The sequence below is a fragment of the Shewanella psychropiezotolerans genome (assembly GCF_007197555.1).
Lineage (GTDB): Bacteria > Pseudomonadota > Gammaproteobacteria > Enterobacterales > Shewanellaceae > Shewanella > Shewanella psychropiezotolerans.
In genome coordinates, this window is sequence record NZ_CP041614.1 from 3,123,737 (window position 1) to 3,147,209 (window position 23,473).

The following is a 23,473-nucleotide window of genomic DNA, read 5'->3' on the forward strand; positions in this document are numbered from 1 at the left end:
TCCCCATCAGTTTTGCCATATGGTGGGGATTTCCTTATATTAACCCTATAGCTTTGCCCATCCTGACTGACATGAGTCAATTTTGTTGGGCAAATAAAGATATTCATGGAGTGGTAGATGGCCTTTATACAGAGATTTAACATACATTCAACCACGATTACCCCCGCGGCTTCGTTAACTGCCTTGATTGTCATCGGGGCATTATCGAGTGTCACGTCTCAAACATTCGATTCTGCAACACAAGCTTCAACACTCGCCACTGCATCGACTCCTAGTCAAGGTGTTCAACTCAGTTTCAATCGATATCAGGCGGGGTTTGCCTGTCGAGAAAATGGTTGGGAGTTCTGCGAGAAATGGGCATATCCTAGGGGCCTGCTGGCTTGATAACTAACGGCACATCTTGTCGCTGTGTAACAGTATTCATATTCCTGCAGTGCTCTCTGTTGGCAATAATATGAATTCTAATATAGAAATGAAACCGAACTGCCAATCGTTTATTTATTCTTTATGTTTGAATAATAATTCACCATTAAAATATGTATATTGTTTTCGCTGCTATGCGACTGGTATTAACTACCGACTATTTTAGTTAGACTCTACACCCCATAAAATATATTGTCAATAGATGGGGTGATATTAACATCTTGTCTTTACTTGTTTTTTTATCTTAATTTATTATCAACCCATAAATAACCCAGCACTAAATAATCCGATGGATTTTCTATTTATGAGTTGGCTACTTATGTCTCACCCGTTTTTCCGAGTTATCCCTTGGATGCTTGTATTGAATAACTTCTCACTTCTGGCGTCGCGTGTACAGTATTCATACAGCTTGTTAATGCTATAAATGTGGTCAATAACAGCATGAAACACTGATAGGCGAAAGTGGTGGAATAAACAGATGAAAATAGCAATGACATTAACGCTAGCGAAGAAAATTTTAAAACTCCCGGAAGGTGCTTCCAATGGTGATCTGCGTAGATGCTACATTAAGGCGGTCAATAAGTATCATCCGGATAAGCAGGGCGGATGTGTAAAAAAGTTTAGAATTGTTAAACAAGCTATGGAATATTTCACTAATGAGTCTGCCTTATTATCTAGTCGACTCGTCATCAACAAAACACTGAATCAACACTCTATAGAGCAATATAAATTGAATATTCGGACATAACGGGAGGGTTTTACATGTTGGACGAAATGTATAAAAATCCTGTAAAAACAGTTTTATTGGGCTACTTGATATATATCGTTTTAATGATATATATACATTGAATTGGCTTGTAGGCATTTCAGTTCTAAATTCGGATCCAACTTGCCAATGTCCCGGGTATCAAGAATGTTTTAAACTCGTATGTTAGATAATTTAACAATTAATGATGATTTGAAGACCAGGGGAAAAATATGGTTGATGAACAAGTCACAGGACTATATTTTGTCGGAAAACTCCATCGTATGTGGATCATTTACACAGAAACGCATCCAGAACGGATTGATGGCATCAATAAAGATGAATACTTGGACCTTTTAAAAAATATAAGCAAAACCAATGGAACACGATATGAGCTCTACAGCTTACTGCTACACAAGCGATAAAGACAGTCATGTGTTCTCTATCTTTTTAAGAAATACTCGACACCATAATGATCTTTCTCAAGAGCAATTCTGTCTGTATTTAAGGGAGCAGAGCAGTCTCTTTTATAATTTGGATACGATCACTGTGAGCCGCTGGGAGAGAGGGGTCAACATCCCTTCGCTTGCCAAACAGGCTGAAATTGTTGAGCTATATAATCACGAATTAGTCGATATATATGGCAAAGACAATGAGTTTCTTAATGAGTGCACTAAGCTATTGGCGTTACCGATTAACAAGCGTAAATCATCTCATCCTTATTATCGTAACGATGAGTATCTTATCGAAGAGATAGACAATGATCACCCTTGTTTTCACTTGATTTTGGGGATGATTCTCCAATATGAGGGCAACCCTTGCTTGAGTCTCGATGAGATTAACAGCCAGAGAAAGCAACTCGGTAAGCTTAAAATCAGTGTGGCTACCGCCTTTGGCGGTCAGATAATCGGTCATTGTCTCTTTATGGAGACAAGGTCCCATATCATTCTCGAGCTGTTAAACTTCAAGATTAATCTACAGGATATTGCGGAGCTCGACGCTAAGGGCCAAGCCAATGCGGTGTTAGTCTTGTCCTCTGCGGGTGCGACGACCCAGGTTGAGAACAGTTTGATGTCTATTTATATGCACTTCTTTGCCAGTCAGAAACATCTCACTTACCTGAGTTTCAGTGTTTGTGATGATAGCTTCGTTAAAAAACTCAATGGGGCTAAGTTATCACCTTTTAAAGTTAAATCAGTATCTAAGGGCAAAAATAAGGTCGACATAACTTCATTTCTGGTCAGTCGTTCAGAAGTGATGGCAAATCGATTCTTGTTAAAGTTGGCGGTCATTTCTCCTTCGAATCTAAATCAGATAATCGATGTTGGCGTTAAAGGAAAACAAGCAAGATGAACATTTTGATAGTGGATGACCAACGTTTTATTCGGGAATCGATAAAAGCGGATTTCGAAAAGTTGGTCGATGAGCAACCCATGCAATTCTTCGAGGCGGACAGTGGCAATCAAGCGATAGACTTGCTTAAAAATAACGATATGCCCGCTGCTGAGAAATTTGATCTAGTGATTGCAGATCTTAAGATGGATAACGGCGATGGCCTGTCCATTATCAATCATATGGCCACCTGCAGTGACTGCCATGGACTCCCGTTGGCGGTGGTGAGCAGCTCAGATGTCAGGACCTTAGAGTTGATCAGTAATATTACCGAAAGTTTTAACCTGAACTTAGTCGGCGTATTTCAAAAACCTGTCGATATCGGGCACTTGTTTACTTTATTGGCAGCCCTTAAATACAAGGCTCCTAAACAGGAGCCTAAATTAGTCGAGACCATAGATGGCGTTACCAGTAAGGAAATTGGTGCCTTACTCAATCAAGACAACCTGATCTTATGTTACCAACCCAAAGTCGATATCAGCAGTCAGTCGATAGTGGGATTCGAGGCGCTCTCAAGGTTATGTATCCAAGGCGATGGCTTTATCTATCCAGACCGCTTCATTCCTTTGATAAACGAGGCAGGATTGAATTGCCAGTTTTCAAAGTTAGTACTCGATCAGGCAATGACTCAATGGGAATTGTGCCCACAACTGCAGAAATTCTCCCTCTCGGTTAATATCAGTGCAGAAGATCTGCTTTCTGAAACATTCATTAATTACGTTATTAAAAAGAAAAGTGACCAGCCCAATATTCATCTCATCTTGGAGTTAACGGAATCCCAGCAAACCATAGATCAAGATCTGGCAATGAGATCCATTGCTAAGTTGATTATCAACGATATCACCATCTCCTTAGATGATTTCGGTAAAAGTTACTCAACCTTCGACCGCCTCGATAATATTCCATTCGATGAAATTAAGATCGATAAAGATTTTATCTCAGATCTGGACACTAACCCTAAACATCTGGCTATCGTCGAGTCGACGATAGCTTTAGCCAAGAAGCTAAAAGTGAAAGTGGTTGCCGAAGGAGTAGAAACATTGAGTGTGTTGAATTTATTGAAAGGTTTAGGGTGTGAAATAGCCCAAGGCTATTATTTTAGTCCGCCGATAGAAGGCCGTTATGTGACGGCTTGGATAGACAGTTACAGCCAAAAATAGGAAGAGTCTATGGATAGCGGTAATCATTTTATTCATCATAAAATACTTGCATTTTTCAACCACCAGCATGAAGGGAAAAGGTTGTATCTGATTGATATACTGAGTGAAGAGTTAGACAGCTTATTTTCTCAGACCCAGGAATTAGATGCCTCAGAGCTTTCGCAGCTCTCATCATTAGCCCATAAGTTGAAGGGGATCTGTCGCTATTTATTGATCCAAAATGAAGTATTTCTTTTCGATGTAAAGAGCAAACAAGAACTCATGTTTTCAATTTTAATGCTACAAAATGAAATTAAGGTCGTTAAGTGTGAAATCTAGAGCTTCGTCCTTTCTTTGTATCATCATAGGTTTGTTGGCAACCTTACTGGTCAATATATTACTCTTGCATCACTCCTATAAAGAGTTCGAAGATGACTATCAGCAAAAAGCAGATCTCTTGTTTAATTCGACTCATGATATGTTGCTGCAGCATAAGATCATACTCAATGCACTGCGCTCCTTGTTCAATGCCTCCGCTATAGTCACCAAGGAAGAGTTTAATATTTTTTCCGAGGAGCTGTTGAAGATAAAATCAGCCGTTGCATTTACTCTGGACAATGATCACCGGGTTAAATACATATCGGATCCAGAGTTTCAGTCTGAGATATTAGCCGGTAAGGTGCAAGTCGGTCCAGACGGTCAGTTGGAATATCTGATGGAAGGCTTCTCCAGCCTCATAGTGAACATAGATGAGCAGAATATGCCGTTTCTGGTGTATGCCATCTCACATCAAAGGGTGCAGAAAAGATTAGAGCAGCATAAGGGGATCTGTGCTCAGTTGACTCTGGAGGACACATATTTCACTAATGAGTATTGCCATAATGAAGATGCTAATTGGCTGACCTCATTCTTTAAATATCAAGGTTCCGACTCTGTCGACTTGCCAGAATACAATAAGAAATACAGCATCTCAGCCTGGTCTATCGCACCGGCTGGCGAAACATACGAACTCTGTCTGTTGGTGTTATTTATCACGGCCATGGGCATGAGCCTGTCTGTACTCCTGTATCTTAAGCTCCGTAACCATATGCGATTCATCCAGTTGACCATAGAAACTAAGTCAAAGTTTGCCTTATTGTCGAGCATAAACCATGAGATCCGTACGCCTATCAATGCGGTCTTAGGCTACAGTCAGATGCTCAAAGACAGTGATTACTGCGATGTATCCGGACGAAACACCTTAGATAAGATCATCTGGTCGGCAAATCTGCTCAATAGCGTCGCAGAAAATACTCTGAACTTTTCAAAAGCCGAAGCTGGGCACCTGAGTTTAGATTATCGGGATGTTAATTTCCTCGATGAACTCAATGCGATAAATGATTACTACAACGCCTTTAGTCAAACCCACGACAAGCGTCTAGTCATGAAGGTACAAGCCGATATGCCGGAATATATCGGCCTGGACAGCACTAAGTTTTTCCAATTGACGACTAACTTTATCAATAACGCCTTTAAATACAGCAGCGGCAAAGAAGTCGTGTTCGATATCAGTTTAAAAACTGTAGCAGGACAAGATTTCGTGCGTGTGGCGGTCAAAGATACTGGTAAAGGCATGTCAGCTGAGTCGATGAAAGCCATTACCCATCCTTTCAATACCGATCCCAATGTCACGCCTACCAGCCAGTCAGGAATTGGAATTGGCCTCTACACCTGCAAGAAGGTGATAGAAGAGGTTGGTGGCCATATACGTATTCGCAGTAGAGAAAATAAAGGCACATTAGTGCTGTTTCGTTTCCCATATCGACAAGCGTCTTCAAAGGTGAACGCTAGTGAGAAACAGGCCTCAAATCATGATGACTCGAGTAAGATTAAGTCTGGAAATATTAAAGATTTACATAAGGTTAGTGATATAAACTCAGGGAGGGAGTCTAACCGAACCCCTATTCCATCGGCTAATCTCAGGCTGAATACAGAAAAGAGAACCACAGGTTTCGCCCATTCAACGCCGGCTAGCCTAGGCTATATCACTAAGGCCAGATATGCCGATGTGTCTCTGCTTCTCGTGGATGATAATCGATTTAACTTGGAGGTTTGTGGCAGCATACTGGAGACCGGAGGATTCAAAGTCAGTGCATTTCAAGATGAAGATGAGGCATTCGATGCGTTTAAGACATCGACGCCTCAAATAGTCGTCATGGATTACAGGCTAACTAAAACCGATGGGATCAGCCTAATCGGGGAGATGCGGCAGCTTCAAACAGGCAACGTTCACTACTTTATCTTATCGGCTAACGACAAGAGTGAAATTGCCAATGCCGATGCTTATCCCGACATTAGCTTCTTGCAAAAGCCGCTGAATCTAGAGGTATTTATGCAGCTGCTGGATCTGAAAGTTAAACTGGCTTGATTAAGACATTAGGTGGCTATACCAATCGGTATTAGAAAAAGCCCGGCAAAGGGTATGCCGGGCTTGTCTTACGAGCTTCTCACTAAACCGTTAACTTAAGTAAAATCATCGAAGGCTATCTGACTATCATCTACTTTTTTGGATTTCAGCAGGTCTATGGTCGAGCTCATCATGGCGGATGGGCCACACAGATAAAACTCGACCTTATCTAATGATGATTCAAACTCAGTACTCAGATCCTCTGCCAGATGATCCTGTACATATCCTTTCGCCCCATCCCAGCCATTACCCTTGGTCGGTGTTACGCGTGACAGCACGGGAATGTACTTGAAATTAGGGAAAGTGGTCGCAAGTTGCCTGAAAGCGTCTCTGTAAATAAGATCCGCCTGGGTACGTGCACCAAAATAGAAATGTATCGGCCGGGTGCTATTTAATTTTATTAGCTGCTCCTCTATCAAGGATTTCAGCGGTGCCATGCCTGAGCCTGCTCCTATCAGTACCATAGGTGAAGCTGAATCTTTGTTCGTAGATTCTATTGCGAAGAACTCCTCAAATGGACCCACAGCTTCTATGGTTTTACCTGGAGTCAAGTTACAGATGTAGCTCGAGCCGATACCGGGTTTAACCTTCTCGCTTGGCGACGTCTGAATCTTCACGGTAAACACTAGCTCATCGGTCAGGCCATCGCCATTAGCCAGGGAGTAGTTACGACTACAGGCAAGGTGCTCATAGTCCATGTGTAACACTTCTTGCCAATGGTGTAGCAAGTCTGTGGGTAAATCGACGGGAATAGAGCTACCTTGAGCCGATGGAATGAAGAAGCGCATAAAGGCGCCGGCCTTAAATTCAAGGCGTTCACCGCTGACAGATTTAAAGCGCAGCTCCTTGATGTAAGGGCTGATAAATTCACTGCTTATTAACTGTAACTCGTGGCTTGCCGCTTTAGTCACATCGACTAAGGTTAATTGATTAAGCTCGTCGCTATTATGCTGACAGGCTAAACGATAACCCATATCCAGCTCTTGCTCGGTCAACTGACTCTTATCCGCCGAGGTCATCTTAACCTTAGACATCACCTTTATCTTACATCGGCCACATGTCCCGCCACCGCCACATGTCGAGGGCAGGGCAATATCATGGTTGATCAGGCTATCGAGTAGATTTTCATGACTGGACATAGCCAGCTTGCCCAAGCTCTTCGAGTGTTTGTCGAAAATATTAATCTTCTTGGTTTTAGCGAAACGGCCGCCAAACAGAGAGGCCAAGGTATATTGGCCATTAAACCCTAACTCTATGGTCCAGATAAGGCCGGTAAAGGCGAAAAACAGGGTGAATACGGCGAAAACGATAATTTGAACATTGTTAAAGCTGCGTTCTTCGGCGTAATCCATGAAATGCAGCATAAAGGCGATATCGACGATACGTCTGTCATCGTTGGTATGCGCCGCGAGTCTGCCAGAGCCTGCATCGAGATAGACCCGAGTATTTATCTCATCGTCAAAATCGATACGCCAGAGAATGTTTTGCTCCTTTAGCCTGTCATCAAATGGTGGCCCTTGTTTAACGGCGCCGACTATTTTTCCTGGCCCCTTATATGACGCGATCGCCAGTGCTTTCGCCATAGTCTCATCGACAAACGCCTGTTTACCCGTTAATGCATCTACTAAGGTGTAGTCATTGTTAAAGTATGAATAGAGTGCTTTATCATGGGTGAGCAGGTAGTAAGGTTGTGCGAGTAATGATATTTGTGACAGTGAGACTGAGTTTTTAAAAGTGTGTAATACCTGTTTTGGCTCCACAAGTTGTGTCAAGTCAGCACTGGGCTCGGTGACGCGTACGCGATATTGATTGCCCGAGGCCGCTAAGGGATCCATGACATTAAAATACAAGCCTGTACCTAGCCAAATAAGCAGCTGTAAGCCAACCAGAAGCGATAACCATTTATGAATCTTCTTAATTAATAGCATTAGCTGACCTCCTGATTTAAAGAGGTCTTGCTCTTGTCAGACTGACCGTGTGAGCCCTTGTTAGAACTCTTGTGTAAGTTATTGCCGTCATTGGGTGCAACTGAGTCTTCCTCATCCTCACTGGATTTAAAGACTCTGAAATAAGTTAAGATAAGACCCAATATCGAAGCCGTTAGAGAAAATAGTAAAAACCAGAACAACAACCAGTTGCTGGGATCTTCATCTTCATAATCCATCACATGTAGACTGAACATAAGATCGAAGGTGCGCCAGAACTCATGACGTTTAGTCACCAACTTGCCTGTCTCGGCCGACACATAAATAGAGGGACTGCCAAAGTCATCGAAACTTACCCGCCATGCGGGTAACACCCGGCGGCTGAGCTCGAAAGGTGGGTCTTGAGTGATTAACTCAACTTCTGCTACCTCACCGTCACCAGTGTAATAGTGCTTAGCGGCTTTGACTGCCGTTGTTTGGTCGAGGGGAGATAATAGCAGGCCAGTATGCGCATCGATTAAAAAATCTTGTTCACCTTGCTTGAAGCTGTACACCGTTTTGCCTAGAAATACGCCCATTTCCAGACGCTCAGCGTCCGGATAAGCCTGGACCAGTTCGGCTAAGGGATAGTCGATTTTATCCGGATTGAGCTTAGTCTGATGATTCTCCACTAAGCTGTCGCCGTGAATATAATCAATATCGAAGATCACCATATAGGCCCCAGACACGGACCAAATTACAAACTGCACACCCACAAATAGCATCAACCATCTATGGTATTTACGACTTATTTTCAATAAGTTCATTGTTGTTTTCCCTTGTAGATTTTACCGCACCGGTCATAGCCAGTGCCTTTGTTATTATAATGTCCAAACTAGCCATTAGTTAATAGCCAGACAATGATTAACTATAGCTAGCCATGCTCGAGTTAATCCTTATTTAGTTGTGAGCTACAGAGCTACAAGTCGTCAAATAATGAAGCTAACGTGATTCAGCCGAGTAACGTGCACCTAAAAGATGCAGCAAACAATGTAAACTAAATGCCTGCTACACGGGCAATAAAAATGTAACAGAGTGAATAGATTGAGTATGATTTATTCGATACCCGTCTCAAGTATGCCGACATGACATATTACTACGTCATCCTGGAACAAGAGTGCCGGAATGATCAACGATTCCGTCTTCCCGGACTCGTTCCGGGATCCAGCTTTTGTCTTTAGATTCTAAAGAATAGATTCCGGCCAATGAGAGTGCCGGAATGACATAAAGGGAGCACGCCGGAAAGACAGAAAGGAAAGGCCGTTCACTTAGCTCTTCACTCATCGCAGATTTAAACCCTTCTTTGCTTCCCAAGGCGAAGCCGTCATCTCAGCTTCTCCTCGTCCTAGCTTTGCTCAACCATCTCCTTAATCGTCTCTTTGAGCCAACGTAACTTGGGGTTATGTGAATTACGTTTATGCCACATCAAGGTAATGGGGATCTCGATTTGTTTGCTCGCTGCTGCACTGATGGGTAAAGGCCTAGTGACCAGGTTGGGATGATATTGCTTAATATAGTCTTGGCAATAGCTTGGCGCTGTAGTGAACATGGTTTGATTGGGCTGCGCCGCCATAAACAAGGACTGCTCGAAGGTCGATAACGACAGGCCTATATTACGACTTAACCCAGTCTCAGCTAAAATCTCATCCAGTGCCCAGGTCTCAGCCTTTTCCCAAAGTATATTGATATGACGGTATTTTAAAAAGGTGTCCATATTCCAGTTTTCATCCAGCGCCGGATGATTTTCTCTGAGATACACCAATGGCAAGTCGGTAAACAGCACTTCATAATCGATAAAGTAGGGCAGTAAGTCGAGTGTTTCTGATGAACGCGGATGACTTTCTCGTCCACATAAACCGATATCGGCCTCACCATTGATAATGGCCGCTAACGAGTCATACTCCCAGTTACGGATTTTTATGTTGGCATCTGGATATTGTTGATTGATACGTTGGGGTAACTCGCCAAGTTGAAGCATATGTAGCGGCGACTCCATCATCAGCTGAAAGCTGACGCCCTTAGGCGTCTCGCTACTGCGTTTGGCAGCGATTTGAGTCGCAACCTGAAACCATTCAGAAAGATCGCCTTCCATACTCAAAGCAAGCGGTGTGGCCTGCAATCCTTGTGGTGTACGCACAAACAAGGGATCGTCAAACCAATCTCTGAGTTTTGCCAGAGATTTACTCACCGCCGATGGTGTCACCGACAGCCTTTTAGCTGTCTTAGTCACGCTGCGCTCGTTTAAGAGTAGCTGCATGGTAAACAGCAGATTTAAATCAAGACGATGCAGGGACTTTGTCATTACTGTTTAGCTCCGAAACCTTGTGAGTTAACTTGTCACTCGATGCTGTGTCACTGGGGACAACAAGCAGCAGTATGATGCTACTTACACTTGCTAGCAGCAACAAGAATATCAACATATTAAGTGCACTCATGCTCAGCCAGCCCATCAGTGTGATATAGGCGGCAGAACAAGCTATCTGGCTAATACCTAACACTGAACTCGCCATGCCCGCTCTCCGGCTATAAGGAGATAGTGCCTGACTCATTGCCGTGCCGAACCCGATCGAGAATCCTGCGCAAATCAAACTTATACCGAGTAAGATCACACTGCTATCTAGCTTAAATTGATAGCCCGCCATTAGCACTACAGCAGATGATATAAATAGGCACTGAGACGCTAACATTATTCTTTGTTGTCCAAAATACGTCAGTAACTTAGGTGCTAAAAATGAGGTTGCCATACTAATCGCCGCTAAGCCTGCCATCGCCGCCGAGTACTCACCGGTCGAATAGCCCATCTGTTCCATCAATAACATAGGAGAGATGTTTACATAGGTCAGGATAACGGTGACGGCCAAAGAGGTCGTAATTAAACGACTGATAAATAATCGAGAGACTAGCGACTCATTGCTGCTTTTTTGCGTACCTTCATTGTATGGAGCATGATTAAAGCTGTTTTCTGACTGTGTACTTGTATTCGTATGAGACGCCTCAATAAGACGAGGCTTAGTTTCTTTTAATATCAACAAACAAAGCTGAAAGATCAGCATGGCCATAATTGCCATAGAGAAGAAAAGGCTAGACCATTCGAAGCGCATTAAAATCACATGACCTATTACAGGGGCCAAAACAGGCACAATACAGGTAATGCCGTTGATCATGGTCAGTACCTTGGCGCGTTTGTCATCATCTAAGGTATCGCGCAAAATTGCGAAGGTCACCACATAACAAAAGCCTGCGCCAACACCTTGGCCGAATCGTGCAAATAAGAAATATTCGACAGTCACAGAGTTTGCTGCATACCAGGAGGCAATAGCAAACGTTGCAGCGCCCATCAAGGCAACGGGTTTACGTCCGACATGATCCGCGAACCATCCGGCTAGCAACATGGTCGAGGCCATGCCCGCTAAATATATAGAGAAGGCCACGTGCAAGTCAGCCTGTGAGGCATTTAAATCTCGCGCGATATCAGGCAGACCGACTAAATATAGATCTATGCCTAAGGGATATATAAGCACTAAAGCGAAACTACACAAAAGGTATCTAAACATTATCAGTTAAGGTCTTATTTTGATAAACAGGAATGACCGAGAGACTAATGAGTTATGCATTGAAGCGCGAGTTGCCATAACGACAACAGGTATTTCCTATATGGAAATACGTTTTGCTTTGATATGTCATCCCGTTTTTTCTGTTGTTGTCTTCGACCGCCACAGAGGGAGGAAATGTCGATCATGCATTGAGCCGGACTTTTGCTGTTGTTGTCTTCCCGGACTTGTTCCGGGATCCAGCTTTACTCTTGGTGCGAAGAATGGATTCCAGCCTAAAAGAGTGCCGGAAAGACGAGGTGGGTGTAAATGGTCTTCTGACAGCCATGGGTCTGCGATATTCCCGATATCATTCAGACATTCCCCATATCCCTATGGGTCAAAGCGGGAATGTCGATCATGCAGGGAGCAATTATCGACCCGGACTTTTTTGTTCCTGGGCCCAGCTTTTTCTTTAGGTGTGAAGAATTGATTCCGGCCAACAAGAGTACCGGAATGACAGTAGTTAAGCGTGCCGGAAAGACGGTAGGGGAAGTACTAAAATTTCCCAGGCCAAAGGTCGTCTTCTTAGCTTCACCAAGCGAAGCGTCCATCTTAGCAGTTCAGGTGAAACCGACATCTCAGCTTTAACAGAGGTCCTAGGCCCTCGTCTCAGCTTCACCGAGCGAAGCGACCATCTTTGCTTTCCAAGGCGAAGCCATCCTTTCGGTCTCTCCAGACCGAAGGTCGTCATTTCAGCTTTCTTCCCTCTCTGCTCTTAACCTTTAAACTTCTTCTTTATCGCCTTCCAGCACTGCGAATAATTTGGCTGGCGGGTCTTACCTTCAAGAGCAAACTTAGTCGGCTGTATGATGTAGCGAGACTCGAACATAAATGCCATGGTGTTTTCATAGCGCTGTGGGGCAAGTTCAGCGTTCGATGCTTTCTCGAATACTTCGGCTTCGGGCCCATGGGGTGACATGCAGTTGTGTAGGCTTGAACCTCCAGGCACGAATCCGTGTTCCTTGGCATCGTACACTCCTTCAATCAAGCCCATAAACTCACTCATCATGTTGCGATGGTAATAAGGCGGTCTGAAGGTGTTCTCGGCAACCATCCAACGCGGCGGGAAGACCACAAAGTCGATATTGGCCACACCTGGCGTACCAGAAGGGGAAGTCAGCACGGTAAAGATTGAAGGATCAGGATGATCGAAGCTCACTGTGTTGATCACATTGAAGCGTGAAAGGTCGTACTTGTAAGGCGCACTATTACCGGTCCAGGCAACTACATCGAAAGGGGAGTGGCCTATGTCACAACGGAACAGGTTACCGCCAAACTTAGTGATTAATTCAAAATCACCTTCTTTATCTTCGAAACAGGCTATTGGATACTCAAAGTCGCGATCGTTGGCATAACCATTGGCACCAACTGGGCCGCGTTCGGCTAATACATAAGGGTGGCCATAGTTTTCACAAATATAGCCGCGAGCCGTGTCGGTGAGTAATTCGACAGAGAACTTAATACCACGTGGGATCACCGCAATCTCACCGGCTTTAATGGCAAGCTTGCCACATTCTGTATGCAAGATAATCTCACCAAGCTCAGGCACAAACAAAAGCTCACCGTCGGCATTACAAAAATAACGGCCTTCCATCGAGCTGTTGGCCACATAGATATGAATGCCAATACCAGCCTGACCGTTAACACTGCCATTAGCCGCCATAGTGACTAAACCATCGATAAAATCGGTTTTGTCAGTCGGTAATTCAACGGGATCCCAACGTAGCATCGTCGGCGGGGTGACGACTTCAGTGATGGGCGCACTGCGAACCAATGCATTGTTTATCGCTTCATATTCACCTTGAACCACAGAAGGGCGAATACGGTAGAACCAGTTACGGCGGTTATCACAGCGAGGCGCAGTAAAGGCGGTGACATTAAACTGCTCGGCATACAGGTCATATTTTATCTTCTGCGGGCTAAACTGACCGATTGGCAGGGCACCTGGCAGGGCTTCGGTCTCAAACTCGTTACCAAAACCTGTCATATATTTTAGTTCAATCGTCATGCTTGCTTGTCCTCTATGGCACCCAAGTTCACACTCAGATGATCTGATTCTTGTATTGTTATTTTGTTCTATCACAATAAAACTACTCTCAAGTGAGACTAGTTTCAATCTTTATGCTATAAATAGTCACGAGATTTACTGTCAACTTTGACTGGGTTTTGTAAATGAAACTGTACAAATTGATAAAGCCAATTGAGATATTGTAGGTTATAAGTCTCTAGTCTAGTGTTACAAAATATATAGATTGCCAGGTTCTGCTTGTGCATGCTCTTAGGTTTAATCAGAAATAGTAAGCGTAATAGTCACCAAGTGCCGTTAAACTGATTTGGCAACAAACTAGTCTCATGTGAGAATTAATCAGTATCCGTACGCCCTAAACTAAGAACTAAATCAAGAACCAAACAAAGAGAAAGCTAATGCCTGAATCACGCGAATCCAGTCTCATGTTAAAAAACTTCCTTCCCTATAGGTTAGTGAACCTGGCTCAAAACGTGAGTGAAAAGTTCGCCGAGGTCTACCAGAGTGAATTTAATCTAACCACACCAGAGTGGAGGATACTGGTCCACCTTGCCGAGCATGATGATCGCAATAATGGAAATGGTAAAAGAGACTTAGTCGATAATAGTGCTAAGAATAATGATACTGCTGAGCGAGTTGAGGCGGCAGACAAAAGTGAGCGAGTAGAAAGAACGGAGAAAAGTGAGACAACCAAGAGAGCTGTGGTAAATGAGATAGTTGAGAAGAATAAAAGTACCGAGCCTACCGGCATTAGCGCCAAAGAGCTCACCATACTGGCATCGATGGATAAGTCCACCGTCTCACGCGCCGTCAAACTTATGTTAGACAAAGGCTACCTGATAAAACAGCTCGATGAAAATGACAAACGCGCCTCAGTATTGGCATTAACGCAGCAGGGTAAAAAGCTGTATCAAACCATTGCCCCAAAAGCTTTAGCCTGGGAAGCTGATTTATTAGATGTGCTCAGCGCGTCCGAATACCGCGACTTGATGCGAATAATAGATAAACTGGATAATAGACTAGCTTAAGTTTGAAGTTCTCTATACCCAGCTTATTGAAGCTTAGAGCTCACTTAAAGCCTGGACAATGGATTCCGGCCAAAAGAATACCGGAATGACGTACATCTCGTCTTCCCGGACTTGTTCCGGGATCCAGCTTTTGTCTTTTGGTTATAAAGAGTGGATTCCGGCCTAAAAGAGTGCCGGAAAGACGAGATTGAAGAACACTGAACTAGTCGATTTTACTGTCATCTGACCTACAGGGATGTAGGAAATGTCGATTTGTGGTGACTATAGGGATATAGGAAGTAGAGTGAAGCATGGATGCTAGAACCGAGAGCAATTATCGACTCGGACTTGCTACCTTTGCTGTCATCCCGGACTCGTTCCGGGATCCAGCTCTTGTCCTTAGATTCAAAGCAATGGATTCCGGTCAACAAGAATGCCGGAATGACAATAGTTAAGCATGCCGGAAAGACGAACTAAAGAGGTTCAGCTCTGAATTTCATCCCATAAGTCATGCCATTCAGGATTCTGGCTTTCAATAAGATTGATTTTCCATTGCCTACACCACTTTTTAAGTTTCTTCTCACGAGTTATCGCTGAATACATAGAATCCGTAAGCTCATAGTAAACCAGCTGGGTAACATGATACTTATCAGTAAATCCAGTGGCGAGGTGCTCTCTATGTTCCCAGATGCGTTTAATCAGGTCACTAGTGACACCCACATACAAGGTACCATTTTTTTTGCTGGCTAATATGTACACACAAGGCTGCATGCTCTTCGTCCATGAAGATAAATAAAATCTAATTTTAGACTAGTGAGTCACAAGGAGCAGGGATAAAAGCAGACAAGAATAGATTCCGGCCTAAAAGCATGCCGGAATGACGATTGATTAAGCATGCCGGAATGACAGTCGTTAAACATGCCGGAATGATGATTGATTAGGAATGACAGTAGTTGAAGCCCTGCATAATAGCAGGGCATTTGTCATTCAATTTCTGCCGTAGATGCGGGGGCGGGTGTAGCGGTAGAAGCCATTTTGTTCTTCTTTTGATATGGTGGAGGAATCTTGTTCGAAGTACTTCTCTCTTAGACTGCTGAGCGCGGTCTGTAATGCTTGTTGTTGATTTACGTCAGTAGCCAGTTCAGTTTTTGATTCAAGTTCTAAATCAAGTTGAGGGCCTGTGAGCGTTGCCATCATAGCTTTTCGCTCTGTCATGTAGGCGTAGCCGGTTTGCCAGTTATCTTCTTTAATTTGGTCTTGATCTGCAAGATAGGCTATTTGATCTTCATCGTATAACAGGTCTCGTCTGATGTTGTCGATTTGCGCTTGTCTGTCTTGTACGTCCATGGCTGCGAGATCGCGCTGTACGCTGCCGAATCTGAAGAAAATGTCGGCTATCATGCCCTTGCTGATGAGTAAGTTTTGTATCTCGCCGCCATAGTTATCTTCCAGGGCACTTTGTAATATCACTAGACGTTCGTTGATCTCGGTATCATCAGCAGCATCGAGTAAGGCAATGGTCTGCTGCATGTTGGCTTCTCGTGCGGCGATGCGATCTAATTCATCGGACCAAATCAACTTGGCATTATTACCAAACAGTTGATTGCGTTTATTCCAGAGTTGACCATTTCTTTCTAAAAAGGGAAGTGTATTGAGCTCTGCCATGCTGTCGAGCAACCAGGCGTTATAGATATCCATGGTGGCGATGGCGCTTAAAATATCGTGTGCCCATGAGGGAAATACTGAAGTGATCACCTCGTTGAAGATGCTTATACCTTCATCATGGTAGTTTTCGATAACATAGGCGCGTACTTCGATTAATGACAGCTGCTTGACGATACCGGCCATGCCATTAGGGAATTCTTGTTTTAGGTTATCCGACAAGGCTTGTTTAAACTGAATCAGATTTTTATCGGCTTCAGTCATAACTTCATCTGAGTTGCCCACTGACTTCATGGCTTGTGCTAACTTAGGTTCTGACTTTGGATCTAAATTGGCATTGTGAGTTATAACACTTGAATTATCGGCTTGCCGTTCTTGCGAGCTCCACATGTATATGGCTACACCTATGAGTGTTAACGCACTTAAGATAAGTAAAAATGTGTTTAGCTTAGATTGCTGAGTGGGTTTATCTATCGGTACTGTCATAAGCTAAATGTCCTATCCATGAAGATGGCTGAACCGGGTTTATAATCGTATGAACTACTTTGTTAGTTGTCCTTAAAATAGTTCTGTAAATATTCTGAAAAATGTTGTTCGAATTGCTCTTAGAATTAGTTGAAAAGTTCGGATGAAAACAGCGCCTTAGGTCCAGTCGACTTTCATCCTAATGTTCAGGCGCTTTCTATAGCAGAGGTTCTAACAGAGGCCAGATAAGCGCGGCCATCTTTTGTGAGCCAGATGTGGTTGGATGGATATTGTCGGAGATAACATCACTGGGGACGATAACCGAGCGTGGGTCGATAAAGCTACAATTAGCAGTAGTATTGCTACAAGCCTCAGACAAACGCGTGTTGCCGTAATCAACAGCCTTGATCAGACTAGTGAGGTTACCTGTGGTGTGGTAATAACCCAGGTAGAGCACGTTTGATACGCTCTCGGTTTCCATTTGATTGAGCAAGGTCACCGCGTCAACATACACATCATCAACTAAAGAGATGCAAGAGTTGGTTAAATTTGGACGGTACCATTTAGTCTTACAACGATAGGGGTCGAATATCATGGCCGGAATGAGGATATCGTTGCCTCCACCGTTCATGACGATAGTTTCTATGGTTGAATGATCAGCCTTAGCATCGGCATATTGTGTAATGACAGAGGTAGCCAATGCGCCACCAGCCAGTTCGGCACCACTTTGGGTATAATCTCTGAATGTCTCACCGGCATCTTGCTCCAAAAACATCTGGATCTCACCAGAAAGATCATAGATCGAATCACCTAAGGTAATAATCTCGTTTCTTTCGGCATTCGATACATAAGGATTGCCGCTACAGCCTACAACACTGACCATGAATATTAATCCCGCCGTCAGTTTGGCGAATTGTAGTGTATTTTTTAATACGCTATTACTCTGTCTCTTGTTCATCATTCTTCTCCATTGAATTTATTCTGAACATTCATTAGTTGAATTGTTATCCATTTTTAATTGATAACAATTTCACAACCTAAAGCAGAGATTTAAATCGGTCAAATAGTAAAAATAGAGATTTATCTAATTTATAAAGCCTATTTTCATCTTTTCAAACACAGCAGGTAAAAATAGTTTTTTCAGAAAAACACCAAATTTAAGCAGACAACTTCCTATCTCCATGGCGACTATTAAGCCCTTAAGTCTTTGACTCTTAGTGGGTAGCTTGAATGGAATGTCAGATAGGTAAATTATCGGAAGTAAGTTTTAAGATGTTGTTTTATCATGTAAACTTGATTAAGGAATTAAAAGGTAACAACTAGTTCAGGAAATAATCAGGGTTTAACATATAGATCCAATTCACCCAGTTTAAACGGGTCAATAAAACATTAGTGCTAAGGTTAAGTTATAAAATAATATTTATCAAAATACTGGTCAAACCACCATTAGAGTGATTACTTAAAACAGCGTGTAAACAAAATGTAGCGATTAAAAATAATTTAAAATAAATTAACCACAAACTAAAAAACATTCATTTAGTATGAAAAGCTAATTTTAAGTGGTTATTACCTAAAACAGAAAAAGATCAAAGATCGGAATAGAGTAGGGGGCTCTCATTAGTTATCCCGACCTAGGTACCATTGCCGTATTCTGACGGCTATGAAGTATGTCATCCAGGGCTAACCCCGAAAGTCCTCTATTAGTCTTTCTAGACTCGTTCTTTTGCTGTCTTCCCGGACTTGTTCCGGGATCCAGCTTTTATCTTTAAGTTCTAAACAATGGGTTCCGGCCAACAAGCATGCCGGAAAGACAATATACGAGCGTACCTGAAAAACAATATACAAGGACGTCGGAATGACAGTAGTAAGCACACTGAAATGGCTGTCGTTAAGCTGCACACAGGAATGGTAGCCGTTAAGCGTGTCGGAATGGTCGTACAAGCTTGTTCTTTTGCTGTCTTGCCGGACTTATTCCGGCATCCAGCTTTTGCCTTAACACTCACAAGGCTTTCACCATTCGTTACAAACAGGTAACCTTGCTGTCTATCTCGAATGAATGACTCGTGAGCTCGGAAAATAGCCAATGGAAACACGTTTAAGCCGGTATTTATTATTCATACTATTAATGCTAATTATCGGATTAGTCGTTGAAGAGTACGGCAAAGACGGATTGCGTATGACCACTAAAGACAAGGTCATCGAACACTTCTTGGCTAATCGCTATAAAGCTGGGGTTATCTGCCGCGACAAAGGCTGGCAGTTTTGTCAAAACTGGGCTGAGTTACCAAGAAGCCGATTCACACTTGGCCAGACATCCGGTAAACCTGATACGACAACAGTATCAAAGAATGGCGCTGGCACGCAGAAGCGAAATATAGAGCATAATGAGACTCTGACAACGTCAAAAAGCACGCCCAATTCAGGATTTAACACTGAACAAGAAGACACTCAATTTACTCAGGGCTACTCATTCGAGCATACAGAACAGAACTCAAACCAAAATCAATTTAAATACAACAATATCCCAGGTTGTGCCACTTCAACCTTGAATGAAGCCGAGCAGGCCCAAAGAAAACAAAACAGAAAGCGTATCTATAGCTGGACCGATGAAAATGGCCAGATGCACTTCACCGATGATGACAGAGAATACGCTCAACACGATATCGCTCTCACTCAATACCAAGAGCCTGAATACTCATTTGAACTCGAAGTTAACTCGACTGGTGGCAAGTTACCTCTGTACTACAAGGACAAGGTTACCGCAGCGATCAAAAAAGTGAGCGACATCTATAAAAGCTATCTTCCACACTCAGGTGTAGCACCCGTTAAAGTCAATCTTACCTTAGCTAAATCCAAAGCGAGTTATAATAATCTACAGGCTAAATACGCCCCTAATCTTGGCCCTAGCCAAGGGTTTTATGTCGCCAGACAAAATATGGCCGTGGTACACCATAAAAATGACCGCCAAGCGCATCAAACTTCGGTTCATGAATCCGTGCACGTGCTCAACGCAGGCTTATTTGGCCCTACACCGCGTTGGTTTAATGAGGGCATGGCTGAATACTTTGAAAGCATAGAGATGTCAGGCTTCTCAGCTAAAATCCCCGTAAGAGACTGGAAGCGAACGCTTACAGGTAAACAGCTTAGTTTAAATGCGCTACTCAACTCCAAACGACAAATCTGGGCCGGAAGCCAGCAAAGCAGTATGTATGCTCAGTCGCATTCGCTTATTCATTTCTTAATGAGCAGTAAGCAGGGCAAGCAGACCATCACAGCGCTATTAGCTCACATGGTACAAACAAGATGTGAGACATCAAATCCTAAAAGCATACTCAGCCAATATCCTGGTGGTTTAAGCCCACTACAAAATGACTGGATAGATTGGATGAATAACCGTCAATATCGTGCACACACGTTTTAGAGCGTAACCAGTCCCAAAAGCTGGGCCATTTATTGCCCGCTGGGCAACTTCTTGCTCAATTCTGGGCCACATATTGCCCAGTACTCACATATTAAAAACAGAAACCTAGATAAACACTGACTTTACCGTTTTGGTGTGATTTTTGCTGTATGCGGAGAGATTTATACCTAACTCCTTAAATGCTGTAAAAGGAAGTCACGCAGAATGTCGATACGTTTAGCCACACTTGATTCATTAATGCTGCACGATGCAGTGCTCATTGAGTCTGATTTATCTAGTCTTAGTGACGGAGATTGGCAAGCCATAACCCCGTCTGGGCATTCATTGGATAAAGTGAAAACCGAACTAGAGCAGGGTGAGCTAGTGGTGCTTACTGACACTCCTAGATCGCCACTGTTTGCCATGGAGCAGGGCAAGCCAACCGCAAACTCTGGATACGGGAATGGGATCAGTGCACAAACCCTGAATCAGTTAACCCGACGATTCGAGTCAAGGGGCAGCAGTACACTGTATAGTTTTGGTAGTGGTCGATCTTCTAGTAACAAAAACGACAATCTGGATCCTGCACCGCCGCTGGATTATGTCGCTGACACATCTAGAGTCAGAGTGGCCGAAAACAAACCTAAACCCGCGTTAATCAGTGACGATTTTGGCAAACCACCACCTAAGCTGGAACTCGAACTCTGTTACGACGACAGCGAAAAAACCTACGCCAGTAACGTGCCCTATAGCGTGATCTTCAGTGACCCAGCTAATACCGTCATTAAGGGCGTTCTTAATGATAAAGGCTGGGCTATGGTCGAAGGCGGACCCAATTATCCAGCTCAGGTGATATTTGGTGATGAAGCAGACAAGGCCGAAGCAGAAAAGGCACTTGAGTCTCAATATAAGCAGTTAGACACAGCACTTAATGACGTCGCTATACAAATTGCACAGCAAACACTCGATGCCAAAGAGGTCGCCAAGAAGAAAAAGCTTTTTGAAGTGACTGAGTCATTTAAAAGCGCAGTAGATAGCAAAATTGCAGAGCTAAACGCCCAGAGTGAAGAGTTTGATAACCTCTCGTACTTAGCGCAGTCATGGGAGCTAGCCAAATCCGCAAAAGAGGGCGCATCTAACGGGTTCACCGAATATCTGCCGGATTTAGGTGATTTCGGTAAGTTGATGGACGCTGCCGATATAGACATCACCATGCTGATCGAAGCCATAAGCACTGGTAACATCAACGACTTAGAAGATAAACTAAAAGAGTGGAATGATAGAGGCGGGCAAGGTTTATCACAAGCCCGTAAAACCATGGAAACGCTCATTCTATTACTCTGCGACCCGACTAGCCGTGAAATGTTAGCCAGTATACCAAAACGTATTCTGGCAGCCCTCCCTGAAGACCAAATCGCAGAGCTAACCGCATATCAAATGACCCAGATGGGGATGGATACCACTGTGGTCGTTGGCGGTACAGCTGTCGGTACTCTCGCAGGAGGTGTTGGTGGGCCCGTTGCAGCGGGAATACTCTTCACCGCGACCACAGCCCGAAAAGGCGGCAAGGCACTCGAAAGCACCATTAATATCGTCGCCGATATATCTAAATCGCTGAAAAAAATCAATAATCAGCATGACATGAAGCCTTATAAGAAAGAGAATGAACTACCGCTGAAGAGAGAGAAGTCATCTAAGGCTGCCGATGATGATAATAAAGCCAAGCTTATCGTCGCTCCCAGACACAAGGTCGCCTGTTTTAAAAAGAATAGCAGAGGTGATGCAACCGAATATGAGAGGCAGCTAAAAGGCCAACAAGATGGCCTTAATGATATGACTGTGCAGCAATACTTAGATAACCGTAAAGCTTATAAAGAAATAGGCCGTAAGGGGACTGGTGCAGCTCAAAAAGAAGCGAGAACTAAATTTAAAGATAAGCTAATCGAACAATATACAGATGAATTATTACTGGAAGGTGCTAACGATGAGGATATTTTAGATAAAGCAACAGAGCTTGCTTTAAAAGATATGAAGACTCTTAATGCACTGCACAATCCTGATATGATTGCTGGTGGTTTTGATGCTAAAGATGCCAAAGGAAATGGAATAGCACTCGATCTTGGGGATGCGAGTGTCAATCAGTCCATTGGATCACAGTGGAAAACAAAGGGCGGTGAGACGTCAAGTCGAGTGGGACTAATGGATGTAGAAGCACATAAAGCTCTGGCAGAGCATGGGCCAAATACTAAGATGAACGTAGATTTACATAGGTGTAAATGATGAACAAGCTATTCGATCGATTTTATAATTTTTCTAATTTTGGCCCCGCTATCCAATCTATAAAACCTACAGCTAAAGAACTTAACTTTTTCGAAGATAAGCTACCAGCTCGTTTATTAGAGTATTGGCAGGAATATGGGTTTTGTGGTTGGGGGAAGGTATCTTCTGGACAGTAAATCCAACTGACTATGATGATATTTTAGCCAAGTGGTTAAGTGATACTCCTTTTGTTGATCAAGACAAATATTATGTTATTGGACGTAATGCATTTGGGAATTTACGAGTTTGGGGTGAACGATCAGGTTATAGTTTAGAGATATCTTCTGCTTATGGGATGCTATTTCCTACGGATAACACTGAAAAAATGAATATTCATGGCCCTGACAAAATTATGGATCTATTTTTTGCTTCAAGCCGAAAAGAAAGCATGGATATGAAAGATCTAGATGAAAATCCTCTTTTCGAACGCGCTATGGCGCTACTTGGTCCTCTAGAAGCCGATGAGATGTATGGCTTTGTTCCTGCACTTGCAATAGGTGGTGCACCTAAGCTAGAAAACCTTCAGAAAGTGAAAGTCATTGAACATCTAACATTCCTAGCTGATTTAGGGGAGAAGACTGTCATGGCCGATATTGTCGCTATGTCGAATGCACTACACAAGTAAAACTGGATTCCGGCCTAAAAGAATGCCGGAAAGACTGGAATAAAGGGTCTTAGACTTTCTTCTTTGTTGTCATCCCGGACTTGTTCCGGGATCCAGCTTTTATCTTTAAGCTCTAAACAGTGGGTTCCGGCCTAAAAGCATGCCGGAAAGACAGAAATAAAGGGTCTTAGACTTTCCTCGCCACTCGACACTAGGAACTCGTACCTTCTTAGCTTCCACCTCGCAACTAGTCTTTCTCGTCTCAGCTTTCCTAGGCGAAGCCATCAT

At 43.3% G+C, this 23,473-nt stretch carries 20 protein-coding genes and 1 pseudogene; 13 read left to right on the forward strand and 8 right to left on the reverse strand.

Features of this window, described 5'->3' with window-relative positions:
* Positions 1–117 precede the first annotated feature (117 nt).
* The 6 genes from FM037_RS13825 to FM037_RS13850 all read left to right on the forward strand — a co-directional run bounded on the left by FM037_RS13825 (position 118) and on the right by FM037_RS13850 (position 6,106).
* Positions 118–384, forward strand: a complete 267-nt coding sequence (locus FM037_RS13825) for a hypothetical protein (RefSeq protein ID WP_144046481.1) — start codon at positions 118–120, stop codon at positions 382–384.
* A 517-nt stretch (positions 385–901) separates the two neighbouring features.
* Positions 902–1,171, forward strand: coding sequence for a J domain-containing protein (locus FM037_RS13830; protein WP_144046482.1), 270 nt, complete (start codon positions 902–904; stop codon positions 1,169–1,171).
* A 387-nt stretch (positions 1,172–1,558) separates the two neighbouring features.
* Positions 1,559–2,521 (forward strand): helix-turn-helix domain-containing protein, encoded by a 963-nt coding sequence (locus FM037_RS13835; RefSeq protein WP_221937510.1) that lies wholly within the window; start codon positions 1,559–1,561, stop codon positions 2,519–2,521.
* Positions 2,518–3,720: an EAL domain-containing response regulator gene (locus FM037_RS13840; RefSeq protein WP_144046484.1), complete on the forward strand. Its 1,203-nt coding sequence runs from the start codon at positions 2,518–2,520 to the stop codon at positions 3,718–3,720. The genes FM037_RS13835 and FM037_RS13840 overlap by 4 nt, the downstream gene beginning before the upstream one ends.
* A gap of 9 nt (positions 3,721–3,729) precedes the next feature.
* Positions 3,730–4,038: a hypothetical protein gene (locus FM037_RS13845; protein ID WP_144046485.1), complete on the forward strand. Its 309-nt coding sequence runs from the start codon at positions 3,730–3,732 to the stop codon at positions 4,036–4,038.
* On the forward strand, positions 4,028–6,106 hold the full coding sequence (locus FM037_RS13850) for an ATP-binding response regulator (protein ID WP_185977032.1): 2,079 nt from the start codon (positions 4,028–4,030) through the stop codon (positions 6,104–6,106). Before FM037_RS13845 ends, FM037_RS13850 begins: the two co-directional genes overlap by 11 nt.
* A gap of 95 nt (positions 6,107–6,201) precedes the next feature.
* Here the strand turns inward: FM037_RS13850 and FM037_RS13855 are convergent, their stop codons facing one another.
* From FM037_RS13855 to FM037_RS13870, 4 genes are all read right to left on the reverse strand, one after another.
* On the reverse strand, positions 6,202–8,073 hold the full coding sequence (locus FM037_RS13855) for a 2Fe-2S iron-sulfur cluster-binding protein (RefSeq protein WP_144046487.1): 1,872 nt from the start codon (positions 8,071–8,073) through the stop codon (positions 6,202–6,204).
* Positions 8,073–8,876: a PepSY domain-containing protein gene (locus tag FM037_RS13860; RefSeq protein WP_229381189.1), complete on the reverse strand. Its 804-nt coding sequence runs from the start codon at positions 8,874–8,876 to the stop codon at positions 8,073–8,075. The genes FM037_RS13855 and FM037_RS13860 overlap by 1 nt, the downstream gene beginning before the upstream one ends.
* A gap of 578 nt (positions 8,877–9,454) precedes the next feature.
* Entirely contained in the window at positions 9,455–10,411 is a 957-nt protein-coding gene (yidZ, locus tag FM037_RS13865) for an HTH-type transcriptional regulator YidZ (RefSeq protein ID WP_144046488.1), read from the reverse strand.
* Positions 10,386–11,663: an MFS transporter gene (locus FM037_RS13870; RefSeq protein ID WP_144046489.1), complete on the reverse strand. Its 1,278-nt coding sequence runs from the start codon at positions 11,661–11,663 to the stop codon at positions 10,386–10,388. Before FM037_RS13870 ends, yidZ begins: the two co-directional genes overlap by 26 nt.
* A gap of 396 nt (positions 11,664–12,059) precedes the next feature.
* Between FM037_RS13870 and FM037_RS13875 the strand changes: the two genes are divergently transcribed.
* The gene (locus FM037_RS13875) at positions 12,060–12,290 is read left to right on the forward strand and encodes a hypothetical protein (protein WP_144046490.1); all 231 of its coding nucleotides are present in this window, start codon (positions 12,060–12,062) and stop codon (positions 12,288–12,290) included.
* A gap of 127 nt (positions 12,291–12,417) precedes the next feature.
* Here FM037_RS13875 and hmgA read toward each other — a convergent pair whose 3' ends face one another.
* Positions 12,418–13,710: a homogentisate 1,2-dioxygenase gene (hmgA, locus tag FM037_RS13880; protein WP_144046491.1), complete on the reverse strand. Its 1,293-nt coding sequence runs from the start codon at positions 13,708–13,710 to the stop codon at positions 12,418–12,420.
* A gap of 416 nt (positions 13,711–14,126) precedes the next feature.
* On the opposite strand from hmgA, the gene FM037_RS13885 reads away from it, so the two are divergent.
* Both FM037_RS13885 and FM037_RS28560 read left to right on the forward strand, forming a co-directional pair.
* Positions 14,127–14,756 carry a MarR family winged helix-turn-helix transcriptional regulator gene (locus FM037_RS13885; protein WP_144046492.1) on the forward strand — a complete coding sequence of 210 codons (630 nt, stop codon included), beginning with the start codon at positions 14,127–14,129 and terminating at the stop codon, positions 14,754–14,756.
* Between the two features lie 294 nt (positions 14,757–15,050).
* Entirely contained in the window at positions 15,051–15,212 is a 162-nt protein-coding gene (locus FM037_RS28560; RefSeq protein ID WP_185977033.1) for a hypothetical protein, read from the forward strand.
* A 6-nt stretch (positions 15,213–15,218) separates the two neighbouring features.
* Here the strand turns inward: FM037_RS28560 and FM037_RS13890 are convergent, their stop codons facing one another.
* The 3 genes from FM037_RS13890 to FM037_RS13900 form a co-directional block, all read right to left on the reverse strand.
* Positions 15,219–15,506 carry a GIY-YIG nuclease family protein gene (locus FM037_RS13890; RefSeq protein WP_144046493.1) on the reverse strand — a complete coding sequence of 96 codons (288 nt, stop codon included), beginning with the start codon at positions 15,504–15,506 and terminating at the stop codon, positions 15,219–15,221.
* Between the two features lie 216 nt (positions 15,507–15,722).
* Entirely contained in the window at positions 15,723–16,883 is a 1,161-nt protein-coding gene (locus FM037_RS13895) for a hypothetical protein (protein WP_144046494.1), read from the reverse strand.
* Positions 16,884–17,079: 196 nt separating this feature from the next.
* Positions 17,080–17,823, reverse strand: coding sequence for an SGNH/GDSL hydrolase family protein (locus tag FM037_RS13900; protein ID WP_144046495.1), 744 nt, complete (start codon positions 17,821–17,823; stop codon positions 17,080–17,082).
* A gap of 1,164 nt (positions 17,824–18,987) precedes the next feature.
* On the opposite strand from FM037_RS13900, the gene FM037_RS13905 reads away from it, so the two are divergent.
* The 4 genes and pseudogenes from FM037_RS13905 to FM037_RS29475 all read left to right on the forward strand — a co-directional run bounded on the left by FM037_RS13905 (position 18,988) and on the right by FM037_RS29475 (position 23,206).
* Complete coding sequence (locus tag FM037_RS13905; protein ID WP_221937511.1) at positions 18,988–20,283, forward strand: DUF1570 domain-containing protein; 1,296 nt, start codon at positions 18,988–18,990, stop codon at positions 20,281–20,283.
* A gap of 204 nt (positions 20,284–20,487) precedes the next feature.
* Positions 20,488–22,542 carry a polymorphic toxin type 15 domain-containing protein gene (locus tag FM037_RS29465; protein ID WP_229381190.1) on the forward strand — a complete coding sequence of 685 codons (2,055 nt, stop codon included), beginning with the start codon at positions 20,488–20,490 and terminating at the stop codon, positions 22,540–22,542.
* Positions 22,542–22,807 (forward strand): annotated as a pseudogene (locus FM037_RS29470) (GAD-like domain-containing protein); the annotation flags it as partial. The gene FM037_RS29465 and the pseudogene FM037_RS29470, both read left to right, overlap by 1 nt.
* 168 nt (positions 22,808–22,975) lie before the next feature.
* Positions 22,976–23,206, forward strand: coding sequence for a DUF1851 domain-containing protein (locus FM037_RS29475; protein WP_229381237.1), 231 nt, complete (start codon positions 22,976–22,978; stop codon positions 23,204–23,206).
* The last annotated feature ends 267 nt before the right edge of the window (positions 23,207–23,473 follow it).

Coding starts and splice junctions, on each gene's coding strand:
- FM037_RS13825 (WP_144046481.1), top strand. CDS start 118: ATGGCCTTTATACAGAGATTTAACATACATTCAACCACGATTACCCCC.
- FM037_RS13830 (WP_144046482.1), top strand. CDS start 902: ATGAAAATAGCAATGACATTAACGCTAGCGAAGAAAATTTTAAAACTC.
- FM037_RS13835 (WP_221937510.1), top strand. CDS start 1,559: ATGAGCTCTACAGCTTACTGCTACACAAGCGATAAAGACAGTCATGTG.
- FM037_RS13840 (WP_144046484.1), top strand. CDS start 2,518: ATGAACATTTTGATAGTGGATGACCAACGTTTTATTCGGGAATCGATA.
- FM037_RS13845 (WP_144046485.1), top strand. CDS start 3,730: ATGGATAGCGGTAATCATTTTATTCATCATAAAATACTTGCATTTTTC.
- FM037_RS13855 (WP_144046487.1), bottom strand. CDS start 8,073: ATGCTATTAATTAAGAAGATTCATAAATGGTTATCGCTTCTGGTTGGC.
- FM037_RS13860 (WP_229381189.1), bottom strand. CDS start 8,876: ATGAACTTATTGAAAATAAGTCGTAAATACCATAGATGGTTGATGCTA.
- yidZ (WP_144046488.1), bottom strand. CDS start 10,411: ATGACAAAGTCCCTGCATCGTCTTGATTTAAATCTGCTGTTTACCATG.
- FM037_RS13870 (WP_144046489.1), bottom strand. CDS start 11,663: ATGTTTAGATACCTTTTGTGTAGTTTCGCTTTAGTGCTTATATATCCC.
- FM037_RS13875 (WP_144046490.1), top strand. CDS start 12,060: ATGCAGGGAGCAATTATCGACCCGGACTTTTTTGTTCCTGGGCCCAGC.
- hmgA (WP_144046491.1), bottom strand. CDS start 13,710: ATGACGATTGAACTAAAATATATGACAGGTTTTGGTAACGAGTTTGAG.
- FM037_RS13885 (WP_144046492.1), top strand. CDS start 14,127: ATGCCTGAATCACGCGAATCCAGTCTCATGTTAAAAAACTTCCTTCCC.
- FM037_RS28560 (WP_185977033.1), top strand. CDS start 15,051: ATGCTAGAACCGAGAGCAATTATCGACTCGGACTTGCTACCTTTGCTG.
- FM037_RS13890 (WP_144046493.1), bottom strand. CDS start 15,506: ATGCAGCCTTGTGTGTACATATTAGCCAGCAAAAAAAATGGTACCTTG.
- FM037_RS13895 (WP_144046494.1), bottom strand. CDS start 16,883: ATGACAGTACCGATAGATAAACCCACTCAGCAATCTAAGCTAAACACA.
- FM037_RS13900 (WP_144046495.1), bottom strand. CDS start 17,823: ATGATGAACAAGAGACAGAGTAATAGCGTATTAAAAAATACACTACAA.
- FM037_RS13905 (WP_221937511.1), top strand. CDS start 18,988: ATGCTAATTATCGGATTAGTCGTTGAAGAGTACGGCAAAGACGGATTG.
- FM037_RS29465 (WP_229381190.1), top strand. CDS start 20,488: ATGTCGATACGTTTAGCCACACTTGATTCATTAATGCTGCACGATGCA.
- FM037_RS29475 (WP_229381237.1), top strand. CDS start 22,976: ATGAAAGATCTAGATGAAAATCCTCTTTTCGAACGCGCTATGGCGCTA.